This window comes from uncultured Amnibacterium sp. (assembly GCF_964250715.1).
Taxonomy (GTDB): domain Bacteria; phylum Actinomycetota; class Actinomycetes; order Actinomycetales; family Microbacteriaceae; genus Amnibacterium.
In genome coordinates this window covers 167986-183637 of the sequence record NZ_CAXUGX010000005.1, presented here as the reverse complement: position 1 = coordinate 183637, position 15652 = coordinate 167986, and the positions used below count along the sequence as shown (strand labels likewise).

At 71.5% G+C, this 15652-nt stretch carries 16 protein-coding genes; 4 read left to right on the top strand and 12 right to left on the bottom strand.

Annotated elements, in window-relative coordinates; all coding sequences use genetic code 11:
- Nucleotides 1-14: 14 nt before the first annotated feature.
- From ACFE7H_RS07180 to ACFE7H_RS07170, 3 genes are read right to left on the bottom strand one after another with little or no spacing between them, the layout of a single operon-like run.
- Nucleotides 15-1238 carry an MFS transporter gene (locus tag ACFE7H_RS07180; RefSeq protein WP_375400542.1) on the bottom strand — a complete coding sequence of 408 codons (1224 nt, stop codon included), beginning with the start codon at nt 1236-1238 and terminating at the stop codon, nt 15-17.
- A gap of 7 nt (nt 1239-1245) precedes the next feature.
- Nucleotides 1246-1704: an NUDIX hydrolase gene (locus ACFE7H_RS07175; RefSeq protein ID WP_375400541.1), complete on the bottom strand. Its 459-nt coding sequence runs from the start codon at nt 1702-1704 to the stop codon at nt 1246-1248.
- A 13-nt stretch (nt 1705-1717) separates the two neighbouring features.
- A complete protein-coding gene (locus tag ACFE7H_RS07170; RefSeq protein WP_375400540.1) occupies nt 1718-2491 on the bottom strand; it encodes an SDR family oxidoreductase in 774 nt (257 codons plus the stop codon).
- Nucleotides 2492-2634: 143 nt separating this feature from the next.
- On the opposite strand from ACFE7H_RS07170, the gene ACFE7H_RS07165 reads away from it, so the two are divergent.
- From ACFE7H_RS07165 to ACFE7H_RS07150, 4 genes are all read left to right on the top strand, one after another.
- A complete protein-coding gene (locus ACFE7H_RS07165; RefSeq protein ID WP_375400539.1) occupies nt 2635-3129 on the top strand; it encodes an NfeD family protein in 495 nt (164 codons plus the stop codon).
- 44 nt (nt 3130-3173) lie between these two features.
- Nucleotides 3174-4058: an SPFH domain-containing protein gene (locus ACFE7H_RS07160; RefSeq protein ID WP_375400538.1), complete on the top strand. Its 885-nt coding sequence runs from the start codon at nt 3174-3176 to the stop codon at nt 4056-4058.
- 80 nt (nt 4059-4138) lie between these two features.
- A complete protein-coding gene (locus tag ACFE7H_RS07155) occupies nt 4139-4783 on the top strand; it encodes a glycerophosphodiester phosphodiesterase family protein (protein ID WP_375400537.1) in 645 nt (214 codons plus the stop codon).
- A gap of 174 nt (nt 4784-4957) precedes the next feature.
- Nucleotides 4958-5329 carry an RNA polymerase-binding protein RbpA gene (locus ACFE7H_RS07150; protein WP_375400536.1) on the top strand — a complete coding sequence of 124 codons (372 nt, stop codon included), beginning with the start codon at nt 4958-4960 and terminating at the stop codon, nt 5327-5329.
- A gap of 115 nt (nt 5330-5444) precedes the next feature.
- Here ACFE7H_RS07150 and lnt read toward each other — a convergent pair whose 3' ends face one another.
- The 9 genes from lnt to ACFE7H_RS07105 form a co-directional block, all read right to left on the bottom strand.
- On the bottom strand, nt 5445-7079 hold the full coding sequence (gene lnt / locus ACFE7H_RS07145) for an apolipoprotein N-acyltransferase (RefSeq protein WP_375400535.1): 1635 nt from the start codon (nt 7077-7079) through the stop codon (nt 5445-5447).
- A gap of 9 nt (nt 7080-7088) precedes the next feature.
- Nucleotides 7089-9542, bottom strand: coding sequence for a DEAD/DEAH box helicase (locus ACFE7H_RS07140; protein ID WP_375400534.1), 2454 nt, complete (start codon nt 9540-9542; stop codon nt 7089-7091).
- Nucleotides 9543-9576: 34 nt separating this feature from the next.
- Entirely contained in the window at nt 9577-10332 is a 756-nt protein-coding gene (gene tatC, locus ACFE7H_RS07135) for a twin-arginine translocase subunit TatC (protein ID WP_375400533.1), read from the bottom strand.
- 50 nt (nt 10333-10382) lie between these two features.
- Complete coding sequence (locus tag ACFE7H_RS07130; protein WP_375400532.1) at nt 10383-10646, bottom strand: twin-arginine translocase TatA/TatE family subunit; 264 nt, start codon at nt 10644-10646, stop codon at nt 10383-10385.
- Between the two features lie 170 nt (nt 10647-10816).
- A complete protein-coding gene (locus ACFE7H_RS07125; protein ID WP_375400531.1) occupies nt 10817-11800 on the bottom strand; it encodes a helix-turn-helix transcriptional regulator in 984 nt (327 codons plus the stop codon).
- The gene (locus ACFE7H_RS07120; RefSeq protein ID WP_375400530.1) at nt 11797-12798 is read right to left on the bottom strand and encodes a helix-turn-helix transcriptional regulator; all 1002 of its coding nucleotides are present in this window, start codon (nt 12796-12798) and stop codon (nt 11797-11799) included. Before ACFE7H_RS07120 ends, ACFE7H_RS07125 begins: the two co-directional genes overlap by 4 nt.
- An 18-nt stretch (nt 12799-12816) precedes the next feature.
- The gene (locus tag ACFE7H_RS07115; protein ID WP_375400529.1) at nt 12817-13785 is read right to left on the bottom strand and encodes an FKBP-type peptidyl-prolyl cis-trans isomerase; all 969 of its coding nucleotides are present in this window, start codon (nt 13783-13785) and stop codon (nt 12817-12819) included.
- A 4-nt stretch (nt 13786-13789) separates the two neighbouring features.
- Complete coding sequence (locus ACFE7H_RS07110; RefSeq protein WP_375400528.1) at nt 13790-14791, bottom strand: tRNA (adenine-N1)-methyltransferase; 1002 nt, start codon at nt 14789-14791, stop codon at nt 13790-13792.
- Nucleotides 14788-15426, bottom strand: coding sequence for an HAD family hydrolase (locus tag ACFE7H_RS07105; protein ID WP_375400580.1), 639 nt, complete (start codon nt 15424-15426; stop codon nt 14788-14790). The genes ACFE7H_RS07110 and ACFE7H_RS07105 overlap by 4 nt, the downstream gene beginning before the upstream one ends.
- Between the last annotated feature and the right edge of the window lie 226 nt (nt 15427-15652).

The window sequence follows — 15652 nt, the reverse complement described above, 5'->3', positions numbered from 1 at the left end:
GGGCACCGTACGGCTCAGGCCGGCCGGCGCGCCGGCGTCCGCGCCCGCACGGCACCGGCCGTGAGCCCCGAGACCACGACCAGCGCCAGGACCAGCAGCAGCGCCTGCAGCAGGGTGGAGACGGAGGCGAGCGCGCCGATCAGGGGTGGCCCCACCAGGAACGCGCAATAGCCGATGGTGGCGACCACGCTGACGCTCGCCGCAGCCCGGCGCGGATCATCCGCGGCTGCCGACATGCAGACCGGGAACCCGAGCGCCGCACCGAGACCCCACAGCACCGACCCGGCCACGGCGATCGGCGCACTCGGCACCAGGATGACGACCAGCATTCCGACAACGGCGCAGCCCGCCGATCCCCGCAGCACCGCCACCCGGCCGAAGCGGCGCAGCAGCGGCACCCCGCCGATCCGGCCGACCGTCATGGCGGTGACGAAGACCGCGAACACGGCGGCGCCCTGCGGATTGCTCAGCCCGTGACCGTCGACGAAGGCGAGCGGCAGCCAGTCGTTCGCACTGCCCTCCGCGAATGCCATCCCCAGCAGGGTGACGCCGATGAGCAGCACGTGCGGGTCGCGCCACGCCCCGAGGCGGTTGCGCCAGGTGGACGGGAGCTCCACTGCACCCGTCGCCGGCCTGGGCTCCGCCGGCTGCAGGAAGCGGCTGGTCACGATCGTGCCGACCACGCCGATGACACCGACACCGATCAGGTGCGGACCCACAGGGAGGTCGACGGCCAACGAGATCGCCGCGGTCCCGCCGCCCACCACCGTGCCGATGCTGAAGGCGGCATGGAACAGCGGCATGAGGGCCCGGCCGATGCGCCGCTCGTTCGCCGCGCCGGAGACGTTCATGGCGACGTCGGTGACACTGTGGCCGGCGCCGAGCAGGCACAGGCCGATGAGCAGGCCCGCGATGGTCGGCGACACCTGAGCGACGAACCCGGCCGCCATCACGCCCAGGCTGGCGACCGTGTAGGCGACCGCCAACGTACGCACGGTACCGAAGCGGGCGACGAGCGTGCCGGCCAGCAGCAGACCCACGATCGAGCCCACCGCGATCCCTCCCGCGAGCAGCCCCATCTGGGCGTCGTCGGCATGCAGCAGGTCCCGCACATTCGGGATGCGGGCGACGTAGTTCGCGAACACGAACCCCGTCAGCGCGAAAATCGCGAAGACGGCGTTGCGCCAGCGACGGGTTCCGGAGTCGAGGGCCGGCCTGGAGGGGGCGTGGAGCAGCATGGCCGGGTCAGCGGGCGTCGTCGGCGTGCAGCAGCTCGAGCGCCCGCTCGATCAGCGCGGGCAGGTCGTCCGGCTCGAACGACGGCGCCTCTGCCCGCAGTTCCGCCAGGGTCCACCACCGGTGCTCGACGATGTCCACGTGCTCGTCGGGCATCCATCCGGCGCTGCTCGGCGTGAACCGCGGAGTGCGGATCGCGAACCACGCCCAGGTACCCCGGTCGTAGGGATGCCAGCGCTGATCGACCGCCGCCTCGACCACCGCGAACGCCGCCCCCACGGAATCGACGCGCAGTCCCGTCTCCTCCGCCAACTCGCGGACGGCGGCCGCCGGAAAGTCCTCGCCGGGATCGACGCCGCCACCCGGCGTGATCCACCTGGGCGGCACGTCATGGTTCTTGCCGTAGGTCAGGAAGAGCAGCACGGCGTCGTGGTCGTCGGCGACGATCAGCCGCGAGGTGTCCCGCACGCGCACCGGTGCTCTACTCCCCCGCGACGGGCGTGAAGTCGGCGACGTCGCCGACGAATCGCGTGTGCGACTCGGGGACGGGCTCGTCGACGGCCCGGGCGACCTCGGCGGCGAACTCCGCGACGGAGTAGAGGCGGCCCGCGGACTCGCGACGGTGGGCGATGACCCCCGGGTTGGCGCGCTCCAGCAGCTTCACGGTGATCGTGCCCTCGATCATGTCGCCGGAGACCACCACGAACTCCACTCCTGCGGCGGTCAGCTCCGGGATGAGGGCACGCAGGGCGTCCTCCCCCGCCCGCTTGCTGCGGGCCACCGGTTCGTACTGCGGCATCGTGGGCGTGGTCGCGATGAAGTGCGCCTGGTGGCTCGTGACGAAGACGATGCGCGAGCCGGGTCCGAGCAGCGGCAGCGCCGCCCGCACCAGGCCGACCTGGGCGTCCCGATTCAACCGGAGGGCGTAGTCCTCGGCCATTCCGGACTCCATGCCGCCGGAGGCATTCAAGACCAGCACGTCCAGGCCGCCCCAGTCGGTGCGGATCTGCTCGAGCATCGCCTGCGCCGAGGAGGGATCGGTCAGGTCGGCCCCGATCGCGACGGCGGTACCGCCGGATGACGCGATCTCGGCGACCAGGGCGTCGGCTCTGCGCGCCTTCTCGCGATAGTTGACGACGATCCGGGCTCCGGCGCCCGCCAGGGTGCGCGCGGTGTCCGCGCCGATCCCGCGCGAGGAACCCGTGATGAGCACCCGTTTCCGCGATCCGTCGGCAGCGTCGGAGGCAATCGTCACTCGGGCGACCCTACCGGGCGTCACCGCGGTGTACCGTGGCGATCACCGGAGGCCCAAATGAATGATGAGGGCCGGATGAATCAGGCCGGGCGAATGAGACGGCGCGAGGTGCACTCGGAACGCCGAGGGAGGCACCGGGGCTGATGCCCGACCTGTTCCAGTACACCTGGATCGTCTGGATCGTGATCACCGTCGCCTGCGTGGTGATGGAGCTCATCACGCTCCACCTGCTGTTCCTGATGGTCGCCGCCGGCAGTCTGATCGGCGGGCTCGGCACCCGCCTGCTCGGCGCCGACTGGTGGGTGCAGGTGCTCTCCGCGGCCGTGCTGTCCGGGCTGCTCGTCTTTCTCATCCGGCCGCTGCTCTGGCGGGTGCTCGTCAAGGGTCGCGACGTGCACCTGACCAATGTGGATGCCCTGTCCGGCATGGGGGCGCGGGCGACCGTCGCCTTCGTCGACGGAGCCGGCTTCGCCAAGCTGGCGAACGGCGAAACCTGGACGGCGCGGCTCGACGACGCCCACGAGAGCGTGACGGTGCCGCCCGGTGCTCGCCTCTCCGTCGTCGCCATCGACGGCGCAACCGCGGTGGTCGCGCCCGCCCCGCACCCGATCACCGCTCCCGACAGCACGAAAGGCTGACCATCAACACCATCGACTCCGGCGCGTTCCTCGGCGAGATCTTCTTGATCGCCCTGGCGATCATCGTCGTCATCTTCGTCCTCGTCGTTCTGGGCCGTGCGATCCGGGTCGTTCCGCAGGCGCGGGCCGGCGTCGTGGAGCGACTCGGGCGCTACCACAAGACGCTCACCCCGGGCCTCAATCTGCTCGTGCCGTTCATCGACCGGCTGCGGCCGCTGCTCGACCTGCGCGAGCAGGTCGTCTCCTTCCCGCCCCAGCCGGTGATCACCGAGGACAACCTGGTCGTCTCGATCGACACCGTCGTGTACTTCCAGATCACCGACGCGCGCGCCGCGACCTACGAGATCGCGAACTACCTGGTCGCGGTCGAGCAGCTGACCACCACGACCCTGCGCAACGTGGTCGGCGGGCTGAACCTGGAGGGGGCGCTCACCAGCCGGGACAACATCAACGGACAGCTGCGGGTGGTGCTCGACGAGGCGACCGGCAAGTGGGGCATCCGCGTGAACCGGGTGGAGCTGAAGTCGATCGAGCCGCCGGTCAGCATCCAGGGCGCCATGGAGCAGCAGATGCGCGCCGAGCGCGACCGTCGCGCGCAGATCCTGACCGCGGAGGGCACCAAGCAGGCCGCGATCCTGCAGGCCGAGGGCGCCCGGCAGTCCGACATCCTGCGCGCCGAGGGCGAGGCGCAGGCCCAGGTGACGCGGGCCAAGGGCGAGGCGGAGGCCATCACCACCGTGTTCAACGCGATCCATGCCGGGAACCCGGACGGGCCGCTGCTCGCGTACCAGTACCTGCAGACCCTGCCGAAGATCGCCGAAGGCGACTCCAACACCCTGTGGATCGTGCCGAGCGAGCTGACCGAGGCGTTGAAGGGCGTCGGGCGGGCGTTCGGTCCGGGTGGGGCGGGGCAGACCGCCGCGCCGTGACCCGTACGGCGTGGTTCGACCCGCCACTGCCGCGGATCCTGGCTCACCGGGGCTTCGCCCGGCGTGCGCCGGAGAATTCGTTGATCGCGTTCCAGGACGCGCTCGACTCCGGAGCCACCCACCTGGAGACCGATGTGCGCGCGACCGCCGATGGGGTCGCCGTACTGATGCACGATGCTGAATTCGATCCCGACCACGACCGCGTCGCCGACCTGACGCTCGCGGCGCTGCGGAACCGCCTGCCGCACCTGCTGACACTGGCCGAGGCGCTGCGCGCCCTGCCGCAAGCGCGGTTCAACATCGACGTGAAGGCGCAGGCGGCAGTCACGCCCGTCGTCAGCGACATCCGGGCGTCGGCCGCGGCGGACCGTGTGCTCGTGACCTCGTTCGCGCGCCGGCGGTCCCACCCGGTGGTGCGGGCCCTCGAGCCGGTAGCGACGTCACCGTCGGCAGCGCCGGCCGCCCTCGGCGTGCTCGCCGCGGCCGGCGGTGTCGGTCCGCTGCTGCGCCTGGCCCTGCACGGGGTCGACGCGCTGCAGGTACCCGAGCGGATCCTCGGCGTGCGACTCGACTCCCCCGGTCTGCTGACCCGCGTGCACGCGGCCGGCGCCGAGGTGCACGTCTGGGTCGTCAACGACGCCGCGCGCATGCGCGCCCTGGTCGCCGCCGGAGTGGACGGCATCGTGACCGATCGGCCCGACCTGGCGGCTGAGGTAGTGGGTTGAGGCGCAGGGCTGAACTGCTGGGCTGAGCCGCCTGGACTGCGCAGGGGTGGAACGACCGTTCCATCTACTGGGAGATGCCTGGGAAAGGCAGTCCACAGCGCGGAGCACTCCGAACAGCGGTTACAACGGAGAGCGGGGCCCCGACAGCGGACCCTGCGGGGAAGGGGTACAGCAATGGCGGACAGAAGCTTGCGCGGCATGCGTCTCGGGGGTCAGAGCCTCCAGAGCGAAGAGGGCGTCGTGTTCTCAGAACGGCAGACGCGCAACTATCGAGCGGCCGACGGCAACACTTTCTCCGTGATCTTCGCCGCCGACGCGGAGATCCCCGAGCGATGGACGTCACCGAAGACGAGCCAGGAGGGCGTGCTGCTGAACGACAACGGCAGCGTCGCTGCCGGCGCGGCAAAAGAGGTCAAGCCGGCCCGCACCCACTGGGACATGCTGCTCGAGCGGCGCAGCCGCGACGAGCTGGAGGAGCTGCTGCAGGAGCGCCTCACCTACCTGCGGTCGCGGCGCGGCAAGACGAACGATCAGAAGGCCAGCTGACCGACTGCGCCCGAGCCGTCGCCCGGCTCCGAGCAATTCAGGCGATCGCAAGGAATTCAGGCGATCTGGCACCCTGCGGACTTCGATTCCTCGATTTCTCCTGAATTCCGCGCGATCAGGAGGGCTGTCGGGGGCGTCGGCGACGGGCGAGCGCGGCGATCAGGGGCGCGAAGGCGCCGAAGATCGCAATGGCGATGCCCAGTTGCACCCCGAATGCGACGGCCGGAGTCGTGCCCGTCAGCAGCGGCAGGTCCGTGACGAGCGCGCCCGGCCGGAACGACGGGATCGCGCCGAGGGTGCGGCCATCCGGCCCGATCGCCGCCGTCGAGGAGACCGTCGACACGGACATCAGGGCGCGGCCGGTCTCGATCGCCCGCATCCGGGCGATGGCCAACTGCTGCAGGTTCTCCTCGGTCCGGCCGAAGTCGGCGTTGTTCGTCTGCGCGATCAGGACCTCGGCGCCGTCGCGCACCGACCCGATCATCAGGCCGTCGTCCTCGATGTCGAAGCAGATGTTCACCCCGATGCGGGTCTCCCCCACGGTCAGCACCGGGCTGCGCGTGCCGATCGTGTAGTCGCGGCCGATCAGCTTCAGCAGGTCGGGCGCGAACGGGGTCCAGAAGGCCCGATCGGGCACGTACTCCCCGAACGGCACCGGGTGCACCTTGTCGTAGATCGCGGTCGGCCCGGTCTGCGCATCCCACAGCAGGGAGGAGTTGTACAGCTTGCCGCCGCGATCGGTGATGACGCCGCCGAGCAGCGGGACACCGGTCACGCGAGCGACCGCGGTCCAATCGCTCGCTGCCACCTCGGAGGTCAGGGGCGAGAGGTCGCTCGCTCCTTCCGGCCAGACGACGAGGTCGGGCCGCTGCACCACGACCGGCAGGGTCGCGCGGATGTTCTGGTCCAGGATCTGGCCCGGGTAGGCGACCTGGCTCGCCTGAAAGTAGCCCGATTTCGTGTTGGCCTGGATGCCCGCCACCCGGATCGACCCGGTCTGCTGCAGCGGCACCCGCGGGATCGCGAGCAGGGCGGCGACCGCGAGGGCCACCGCGAACACCTTCGGCAGCGCATCCGCGACCGCCCGGGACCAGGTTCTGCGGGCGCCGATCCGCCCGAACGTCGCCCGCGGCTCCAGCACCACGGCCAGCGCGAACGCGGTCAACCAGACGAGCAGGAAGGTCAGACCGGAGAGGCCTACCCAGGCGACCAGCGGAGCGAACGGGCTGGTCGCCTGGCTGAGCGACACCCGACCCCACGCGAACCCGCCGTACGGGAAGGTGTTCGCGACCGATTCGCGCGCCTCCCAGCAGGCGGCGACCACGAACGGCGTGACGCCGAGGCGCCCCCACCGACCCGTCCAGACCGCCGGGACTGCCCGGTAGGCGATCGCGATCAGACCGCCGCCCAGCCCCATGTAGATCGACATCAGCCCGGCCAGCGCCAGCAGCGGCACCGGGCCGAGGAACAGCGACACCCAGCTGATCAGGGCCAGGTAGTAGGCCATCCCGCCGGCGAATCCGACGAGGACCCCGCTCCAGAACGACCGGCCACGCAGCGAGAGCAGCAGTCCGGCGACGCCGGGGAACGCCAGCACCCAGATGTTCGCGGCGGGATAGGCCAGCGCGAGCAGCACCCCGGAGCCGATGGACAGGAGCAGTGCGACGACCAGCGGGCCGACCGCGCGGCGCGGCCGACGGACCGGCGGGCGGGTCACCTGCAGCGGCCGGTCGAGCAGGTCAGCGACCATCTCGACGCCCTAGCCTGCGCTCGAGTAGCCGACGCTGGAATACGCGACGATCCCTCGGCGGATGGAGTCGAGCGCCTGCTGCGCGGTGTGGGCCACCTGCCCGGTCGCCACCTGGTGCACCTGGTCGAGCAGGTCGATCGTCTGCTTGGTCCACCGCACGAAGTCGCCGGCGGCCAGGTCCGCGTCGCGCAGTACCGCGTCGAGCGCGCCGCCCCGGGCCCAACGGTGCATCGGTGCGCAGAGCCCCACCGACGGCGGGGTCGATCCGGGCAGCCGGTGCGCGCGCTCCATCTCGTCCAGGCGGTCCCACAGCACCGTCAGCTGCTCGTATGCGGGCCGGAACGGCCCCTTCGGCAGCAGGTGCTGGGCGACGACCCCCTCCTCCCGCCGCGCCTCGAAGACGAACACGGTGGCGAGCGCCGCGACCGACGGCGCGTCGAGGCCCTGCCAGATACCGCGCCGCAGGCTCTCCGCCAGCAGCAGGTCGCGTTCCCCGTAGATGCGGCTCAGCATGCGGCCGTGCCCGGTCAGCCGCACGACGTCGTCGTCGCCGACCCGCAGATAGTCCTCGCTGAGCAGCACGTCGGTGACGCGGTCGAAGACCCGGGCGACGGCGCCGGTGCGCGTGGCGATCTGCTGCTGCACCTCGTCGGTCTGCCGCTTCAGCCGCCACCAGCGCTCCGCCCAGCGGGACAGCTCCTCGCGGCGGGGCGAGGAGTGCGCCGGATGCGCCCGCAGCCGCCGACGCAGCTCGACGATCTGCCGTTGTCGGGCCTCCCGCTTGCCGGCGGAGAGCTGCTCGCCTCCGGCGGGCTTCTTCTCCAGGTCGCTGATCTCACGTCGGATCGAGGCGTACTCCGCGACGTCGCCGGACGCACCCGTCTCGTCGTGCATCGCCTTCTCGTAGCCGCGCAGCGACTCCTCCTGCTGCCGCGCCTTGCGGGCCAGGTCGACCACGGCACGGTCGGCCTGGAACTGCGCGAACGACGACTCCAGGATCTGCCGGGTGCGCTCGCGGCCGAACTGCTCGATCAGGTTGACGGCCATGTTGTAGGTGGGCCGGAAGGAGGAGTTCAGCGGGTAGGAGCGCCGCGACGCGAGCGACGCGATCGCCTGCGGATCCATCCCCTCCTGCCAGCAGATGACGCTGTGACCCTCCACGTCGATGCCGCGGCGGCCCGCGCGGCCGGTCAGCTGCGTATATTCCCCGGGGGTGATGGGCACACGGCTCTCGCCGTTGAACTTCTCCAGCTTCTCCAGCACCACGGTGCGGGCCGGCATGTTGATGCCGAGCGCGAGAGTCTCGGTGGCGAAGACGACCTTCACCAGCTTGCGCTGGAACAGCTCCTCGACCACCTCTTTGAAGGCCGGCAGCAGCCCGGCGTGGTGAGCGGCGACCCCCCGCTCCAGTCCCTCCAGCCACTGCCAGTAGCCGAGCACGGCCAGGTCCTCGTCCAGCAGGGTGCGGCAGCGCTCGTCGACGATGGCGCGGATCTGCTCGCGCTCCCACCCCTCGGTCAACCGGATGCCGTCGCGCATCGCCTGCCGGACGGCGGCGTCGCAGCCGGCCCGACTGAAGATGAAGAAGATGGCCGGCAGCAGGTGCTGCTCCGCCAGCAGCCCGGTCAGGTCGCTGCGGGGCATCTGGAAGCGCCGCGGGTTGCCGCCCTTGGAGTGGTAGCGGCCCACATCCTCCATCTGTCGGCTGGAGAGCACCCGGCCGCCGTACCGGGCCATCTGCGCCAGCGCCGGGTTGACGCGGGAGGTGCCGGAGGCGGCGGCGCCCGTGGAGGCGAACAGGTCGACCAGCTTGGTGCGCATCAGCACGTGCTGCTCCAGCGGTACCGGCCGCTCCTCCGACACGACGATGCTCGTGTCGCCGCGGACCGCCTGCAGCCACTCGCCGAACTCCTCCGCGTTCGAGACGGTGGCCGACAGGGAGACGAGCCGTACAGCCGCGGGCAGGTGGATGATCACCTCTTCCCAGACGGCGCCGCGGAAGCGGTCGGCCAGGTAGTGCACCTCATCCATGACGACGAAGGCGAGGTCCGCCAGCAGGTCGCTGCCGGCGTAGAGCATGTTGCGCAGCACCTCGGTGGTCATCACGACCACGCGCGCCCGCGGGTTGACGCTGGTGTCGCCGGTCAACAGGCCGACCGACTCCGTGCCCCACGCCTCCGCCAGCTCGTTGTACTTCTGGTTGGACAGCGCCTTCATCGGCGCGGTGTAAAACACTTTCTGATGTGTCGTCGCCATCGCCAGGTACACGGCGAACTCGGCGACGATCGTCTTGCCGGCACCGGTGGGCGCCGCGACCAGCACCCCGCCGCCGTCCGCGAGTACGCCGCATGCCTGCCGCTGGAACGGGTCGAGGTCGAATGCCAACTGCGCCTCGAACGCGTCGACGTCCGGATGCTCTCGGCGATCACGCGCGAGGGCGTATCGCTCGGCAGGGCTCAGCACGGCTGCGGCGGAACCCGGCGTCCGGGCCGGCACGCTACAGCGCGTCGACGTCGCTGCTGAGGAGGGCTTCCTGCCGGGCTGCGACGCGCCGGTCGTGCACGATCGTGACCCCGACCGCGACGAAGTACAGCACGACCATCGGGATCGCCAGCAGCAACATCGAGATCACGTCCGCCGACGGGGTGGCGATCGCGGTGAAGAGCGTGATCGCCAGGATCGCGATGCGCCAGGCCTTCATGATCGCGACGCCCGAGACGACGCCGATGAAGTTCAGCAGCACCAGGAACACCGGCAACACGAACGCGATACCGATCACGAGCATCAGTCGCAGCGCGAAGTCGAGATAGCCCTTGAAGTCGATCAGCGTGGCGGCGCCGTGCGCGGCGAAGCCGGTCATCAGCGTCACGATGTGCGGGATCAGCAGCCAGCCCGAGGCGCAGCCGATGAGGAACAGCGGAACCGCGCTGAAGAAGAACCCGAAAACATAGCGCTTCTCGGTGCGGGTGAACGCCGGCGTGAAGAAGGCGAAGATCTGGTAGAGCCACAGCGGGCTGGAGAGCACGATACCGACGATGATCGCGATCTCGAGCTGCACGTCGAACGCCGACGTGATGTTCGTGTAGGTCGCGGAGGAGAGCCGGGAGGTGCTGCCCTCTCCCCGCAGGGGTGCGCTCAATGACTGCAGCACCGTCGGGGCGACGAACCAGCCGGCCACGGCACCGAGCACCACACCGAGGGCGGCCAACATCAGCCGCTTGCGCAACTCCAGCAGGTGCTGGACGAGGGGCATACGCCCCTCGGGATTCTTGCCGCGCGCCGTCGCGCGCGGCGCGGTCGCGGTCAGCGGACCGAGGAGTCGCGCGGCGCCGTGCCGGCCGGCGGCTCGTTCGAGACCACGACCGGCTCGGCACGGTCGTCAGCGACGGTGCGGTCCTTCTTGTGGTCCTGGTCGATGTCGGACTTCACGTCGTGCATCTCCTTGCGGAAGATCTTGATCGACTGCCCGAGGCTCTTCGAGAACACCGGCAGCCGGGTCGCACCGAAGAGCAGGATGACGACGCCGACGATGATGACGATGTGGATACCGCTGAGTCCAGCCAACATGCTTCGCACTCCTGTTCGGCCGAAGCCGTATCTGTCCGGCCGAAGCCGTTCGTGGCGGGAGTCGTGGGGCACGACCCGCCTTCCCGGAGTGTAATCCGCAATTCCGACACCGCCAGCCCGCCGCGCGCGTCCGGCGTCAACGGGTCGCAGGCCTCGTGCCCGGTGCTCGATCAGTCGCGGTACTGAGCCGCCGCCTCCGCCGCCCAATCCGCCACGGCGCGGCGCGCGTCCTCGGGTTCGACGACGCGGATCAGGCCCGCCCGGCCCGCCACGAGCCGCTTCAAACCGTGCAGGTGGGCGATCCGCAGGCGCGTCCGGGTTCGGTCGGCGCCGTCGGGACTGGGTTCCAGCACCGGCCGGTCGCCCAGGTAGTCCGCGAGCAGCGGCACGGCGGCGCGGGCGAGGTCGACGACCACCGTGAGGTCGTCGCGCGACGGGGTGAAGATGCGCTCCGGCAGTACCACGTCGTCCGGCCGGACGGCGGCTGTGTCGGGGTCGAGCCGCACCCGCTGCATGCGGTCCAGGCGGAAGGTGCGGAGCGCTGCGCGGGTCTGGTCCCAGGCACGCAGGTACCAGGAGTCGTCCACCGACTCCACCCGCAACGGCTCGACCACCCGCTCCTCCCGCTCGTCCCGGCCGTTCAGGTACTGGAAGCGCAGCACGGCGCCGGCCTGCAGCGCCTCCCGGATCAGCGGCAGCGCGGGGGGGTCGCCGGCGGAGTCCACGGCCAGCGCCGACGGCGGTGTGGAGGCACCCCGGGTCAGTTTGGCGGTCAGGGTGGCGAGCGCCGCACGGTCCGCGTTCTCGGGCAGCGCCGACAGATACTGCAGCGCTGCGATCAGGGCGGCCGCCTCGCGGGCCGAGAACCGGGGCGCCTCGTCGATCGCCACCTGATGGGTCAGCTGGATGCGGTCCTCGGACTCGTACGCGTCCCAGTCGATGTCGAACAGGTCGTTCGGCTGATACTGCCGGCTCTCCCCCGGCACGCCGGAGACGGCGATCAGCATCACCGCGTCGCGCACCCGCTGCGGCGGCACGTCGAACTGCGCCGCCGCCTGCTGCACGGTGACGCCGTCGTTGTCGAGCAGGTAGGGCACGAGGGCCAGCAGCAGGGCGAGCTTGTCCTGCACCCGCTGCGGCTGCGGATCGGTCATCGCGCCGCCCCCCGAGGTGCGTCGCATTGCGCGTCAACATGCGCGGCGACGGTGGCGGCCAGCCGCTCCCGCACCGCGTCGACGAGGTCCGCCGGCTGCAGCACCCGCACCTCGGGGCCGAATCCGGCCAGCTCGTCCGCGAACAGGGCCGGATCCGGGTAGTGCACCTCGAGCAGCCCGTCGTCACGGACCGTGCCGCGTCGGGCGAGCCGAGCGCTCGCGTCGGAGCCGGGGCGGGCGCTGATGAGCGCACGGTTCGCCGCGGTGACGCGGCGCAGCGCCGCCAGCGCGTCCGCGGCCGGGTCGCCCGGTGCCGGCTCGAACCGCGCGCCGGTGGTGACCACGTCGCCGACGATGCGGCTGAGCAGGAACGTGCGGGGTTCCCGTCGCGCCTGGTCGATGCCGTGCACGTGCCACCGGCCGCCGAACTGCACGAGCGACAGGGGCGCGAGCAGCCGGCCCTCCGCGGCCGGGGCGCCGGGCTTCAGGTAGTCGAACCGCACCATCGCGCGTCGCTCGATCGCCGAGGAGAGGGGCGCGAACGCCGTATCGCGCGCGCGCAGCCGGGGCGCGTAGCCGAGCAAGGGCTCGTCCGACTCGATCCCCAGGGACCGGAGCTTGATCATCGCCCTGCGGGAGTCGCCGGACAGCGACCCCTCCCGCCAGACGAGCGCGGCCAGATTCAGGAGCGCGATCTCCTGCGGGGTGAACCGGACGTCCCCGGGCAGGTCGTAGCTGCCCTTCGGGATGCGGTAGCGCTGCACGCCGGAGTCGCCGATCGGTTCGATCGTCTCCAGCGGTACGCCCAGGTCGCGCACGTCGTCCTTGTCGCGCTCGAACTGCCGCTCCAGGCTGGCGTTCTCGCCGCCCTGCCGGTATCGCTGGCGGTACCCCTGCACGCTGGAGAGCACATCGGCCTTCGTCAGGCCGGTCTCGGTCGCGAGCAGCGCCAGCACCAGGCTGAAGAGCCGCTCCTCATTGGGGATCGGGGTGACCACGGTGACTGCGCCGGGCTCCTACTGCTTGCCGAGCACGTCGACGACGAAGACGAGCGTCGCATTGGCGGGCACGCTGCCCTGCGCCGTCGCGCCGTACGCCTGCGACGGCGGCAGCACCGCCAGCACCTGCGACCCCACCCGCTGCCCGGAGAGGGCAGTGAGGAATCCCTTGATGACACTGCCGGACTTCAGCGGCAGTACCGCAGGGCTGCCCGTCGACCAACTGGAGTCGAACACGTCGCCTGTGTCCCAGAGCACGCCCGTGTAGTGGACGATCACGGTGTCGCCGATGTGGACGACCGCGCCGGACCCCTTCTTCAGGTCGTCGACCTGCAGGGTCTTCGGAGGCGGACCGCCCGGCAGGGTGATGCCCGGCTGGCCGTTCGGTGCGAGCACGACCGACGGCAGGCCGGCCGCCATCACCTGGTTCGTGCCGTTCGCGCGGGCCAGGTAGGCGCGCCGGATATCTGCGACGACCACCAGCGAATCGGAGGCCTTCACCGTCGGCGGCCGGGTCGCGGCGGTGAAGCCGTCTTTCGGCGGAATGACCATGGCGATGCGGGAGCCGACCTGGGCGCAGCGGAGCGCTGCGGCGATGCCTTTCAGGGGCACCTTGCCGACCGTGAAGGTGGCCGCGCTCGCGACCGCGCCGTAGCCGGTCTTGGAGACGACCGCGCCGGTGGTGCCGTTCAGGATCGTCAGATCGGCGACGATGTCCTGCTGCGAGGTGATCCCGTCGCCGGAGCCGCGGATGAGCGTGGACACCTGGGTCTCGCTCGTGTGCAGCGGCAGCGGGTAGGTGACGTTCGGCGCGACGCCGAACTTGGCGGCGGCGGTGACGGACTCGGACTGCACGCCCGACGGCGCCGTGCCGCAGCCGCCGACTCCCGCGCTGGATGCGCAGCCCGTCAATCCGGCGCCGATCAGGGCTACCGCCACCGCACCGCCCGCCAGGCGCAGGGCGAGCCGGGTCGAGAGGGGCGCCATGCTTCTAGGGTAGCGACCGGCCGCTCGTCGGTTCGTCGTGCTCGGCGCGGAGGCGTGCGTCGGCGATCGCGGTCGCCTGCCGGGCGGTGCGGCGCAGGCGCTTGTCGCTCTGCATCCGATCCTCCAGTGCGCCGGGGGTCCACGCCTCCACATCCGCGTCGTCGAAGGCGGTCTTCGACGCGCGCCGCGCCGGCGGGGGCAGCACCGCCCCGGGCGCGAGCCGACGGGCGGTCAGCAGGAACCCGGTGTGGGCGACCATGCGGTGGTCGGGGCGCACCGCGAGCCCGTCGACGTGCCAGCCGCGCAGCATCGTCTCGGTCGCGAGCGGCTCGGTGAACGCGCCCGTGCCGCGGAACGCCTCGGTGACCCGCGACAGCTGGGTGACGGTGGCGATGTACGCGGTGACAACCCCGCCGGGCACGAGCGCGCGTTCGACGGCGGCGACGCATTCCCAGGGCGCCAGCATGTCGAGCACGATGCGGTCGACCGATGCCTCCTGCCCCGCGTCCAGCACTTCGGCCAGGTCGCCGACCGACAGGGTCCAGGCAAGAGGCTGCTCGCCGAAGAAGCCGGCCACGTTCGCGTGGGCGACCTCGGCGAAGTCCGCGCGGCGCTCCACGGAGTGCACGCGGCCGCGCTCGCCGACCGCGCGCAGCAGCCAGAGGGTGAGCGCGCCGCTGCCGACGCCCGCCTCCACGACGCGCGCGCCGGGGAACAGGTCGCCGGCGGCGACGATCTGGGCCGCATCCTTGGGGTAGACGATGGCCGCGCCGCGCGGCATGGACATGACGTAGTCGGTCAGCAGGGGCTTCAGCGCCAGGTAGACGGTGCCGTCCGACCCGGTGACGACGGAGCCGTCCGGCGCTCCCAGCAGCAGGTCGTGGGCGAGGGACCCGCGGTGGGTGGAGAAGGTGCCGCCGGGTTGCAGGGTGATGGTGTGCCGGCGCCCCTTGTGGCCGGTCAGCTGCACGCGGTCGCCGGGCGCGAAGGGGCCGGAGGTCGTCACGCGGTCTCGCGGGCCGCGGCGACGGCCCGCAGGTCGGCCAGGGTGCGGCCGGTCAGGGTCGGCCACAGCTCCCACCCCGGGCCGGCGGGCAGTTCGCGCAGGTGCGGCACGCCGACGGTCACCGCGCCGCTCGCCACGGCGGCTGCGAGGCCCGGTGGGGAATCCTCGATGGCGACCGACCGGGTGATGTCGACCCCGAGCTGCTCCGCAGCGGTCAGGTAGGCCTGCGGGTCGGGCTTCGGCCGGGTCACGTCGCTGCCGGAGACGATCAGATCGAAGGCGTCGAACGGCACCGCGGCGACGATCACCTGCGCCATCCGCCGCACCGACATCGTGACGAGGGCGGCCGGGACACCGGCCTCGCGCACCTCGGCGAGCAGCTCCAGCGCTCCTGGCCGCCACGCGACTCCGCCGCTCAGCCGCTCGGTCACCTCGTCGGTCAACAGGTCGACGATCTCGGGCACGGTGAGCTGCACGCCCTGCGCCTGCAGGACCAACGACGAGTCGCCGAGGCCCATCCCGACCAGCTGCAGCGCCTGTTCGTGGCTCCATGTGCCGCCGAACCGCGTGACCAGCGCCATCTCGGCGGCGATCCAGTGCGGCTCGGTGTCGACCAGCGTGCCGTCCAGATCCATCAGCAACGCCTCGGGCAGCGGCGACGGCCGCGCGCCGGTCCGGCCGACGGGGTGAGCGCCGGGCAGGTCGTCGGGTCGCACCGGCTCAGCGTACTGACGCCGATCAGCAGCTTCCGGTACCCCGACCCCACGGGGCGGTACCGCCCGGACGCGCTGAGCGAACACGCCCGGCGCCTGCAGGTGCGGCCCCTATCGTTGTGCCGGTCTTCAGCCCGCCGACCCACCT

Excerpts from the sequence above, each read along its gene's own strand:
- ACFE7H_RS07180 (WP_375400542.1), bottom strand. The coding sequence starts at position 1,238 with ATGCTGCTCCACGCCCCCTCCAGGCCGGCCCTCGACTCCGGAACCCGT.
- ACFE7H_RS07165 (WP_375400539.1), top strand. The coding sequence starts at position 2,635 with ATGCCCGACCTGTTCCAGTACACCTGGATCGTCTGGATCGTGATCACC.
- ACFE7H_RS07150 (WP_375400536.1), top strand. The coding sequence starts at position 4,958 with ATGGCGGACAGAAGCTTGCGCGGCATGCGTCTCGGGGGTCAGAGCCTC.
- lnt (WP_375400535.1), bottom strand. The coding sequence starts at position 7,079 with ATGGTCGCTGACCTGCTCGACCGGCCGCTGCAGGTGACCCGCCCGCCG.
- tatC (WP_375400533.1), bottom strand. The coding sequence starts at position 10,332 with ATGCCCCTCGTCCAGCACCTGCTGGAGTTGCGCAAGCGGCTGATGTTG.
- ACFE7H_RS07130 (WP_375400532.1), bottom strand. The coding sequence starts at position 10,646 with ATGTTGGCTGGACTCAGCGGTATCCACATCGTCATCATCGTCGGCGTC.
- ACFE7H_RS07125 (WP_375400531.1), bottom strand. The coding sequence starts at position 11,800 with ATGACCGATCCGCAGCCGCAGCGGGTGCAGGACAAGCTCGCCCTGCTG.
- ACFE7H_RS07115 (WP_375400529.1), bottom strand. The coding sequence starts at position 13,785 with ATGGCGCCCCTCTCGACCCGGCTCGCCCTGCGCCTGGCGGGCGGTGCG.
- ACFE7H_RS07105 (WP_375400580.1), bottom strand. The coding sequence starts at position 15,426 with ATGGATCTGGACGGCACGCTGGTCGACACCGAGCCGCACTGGATCGCC.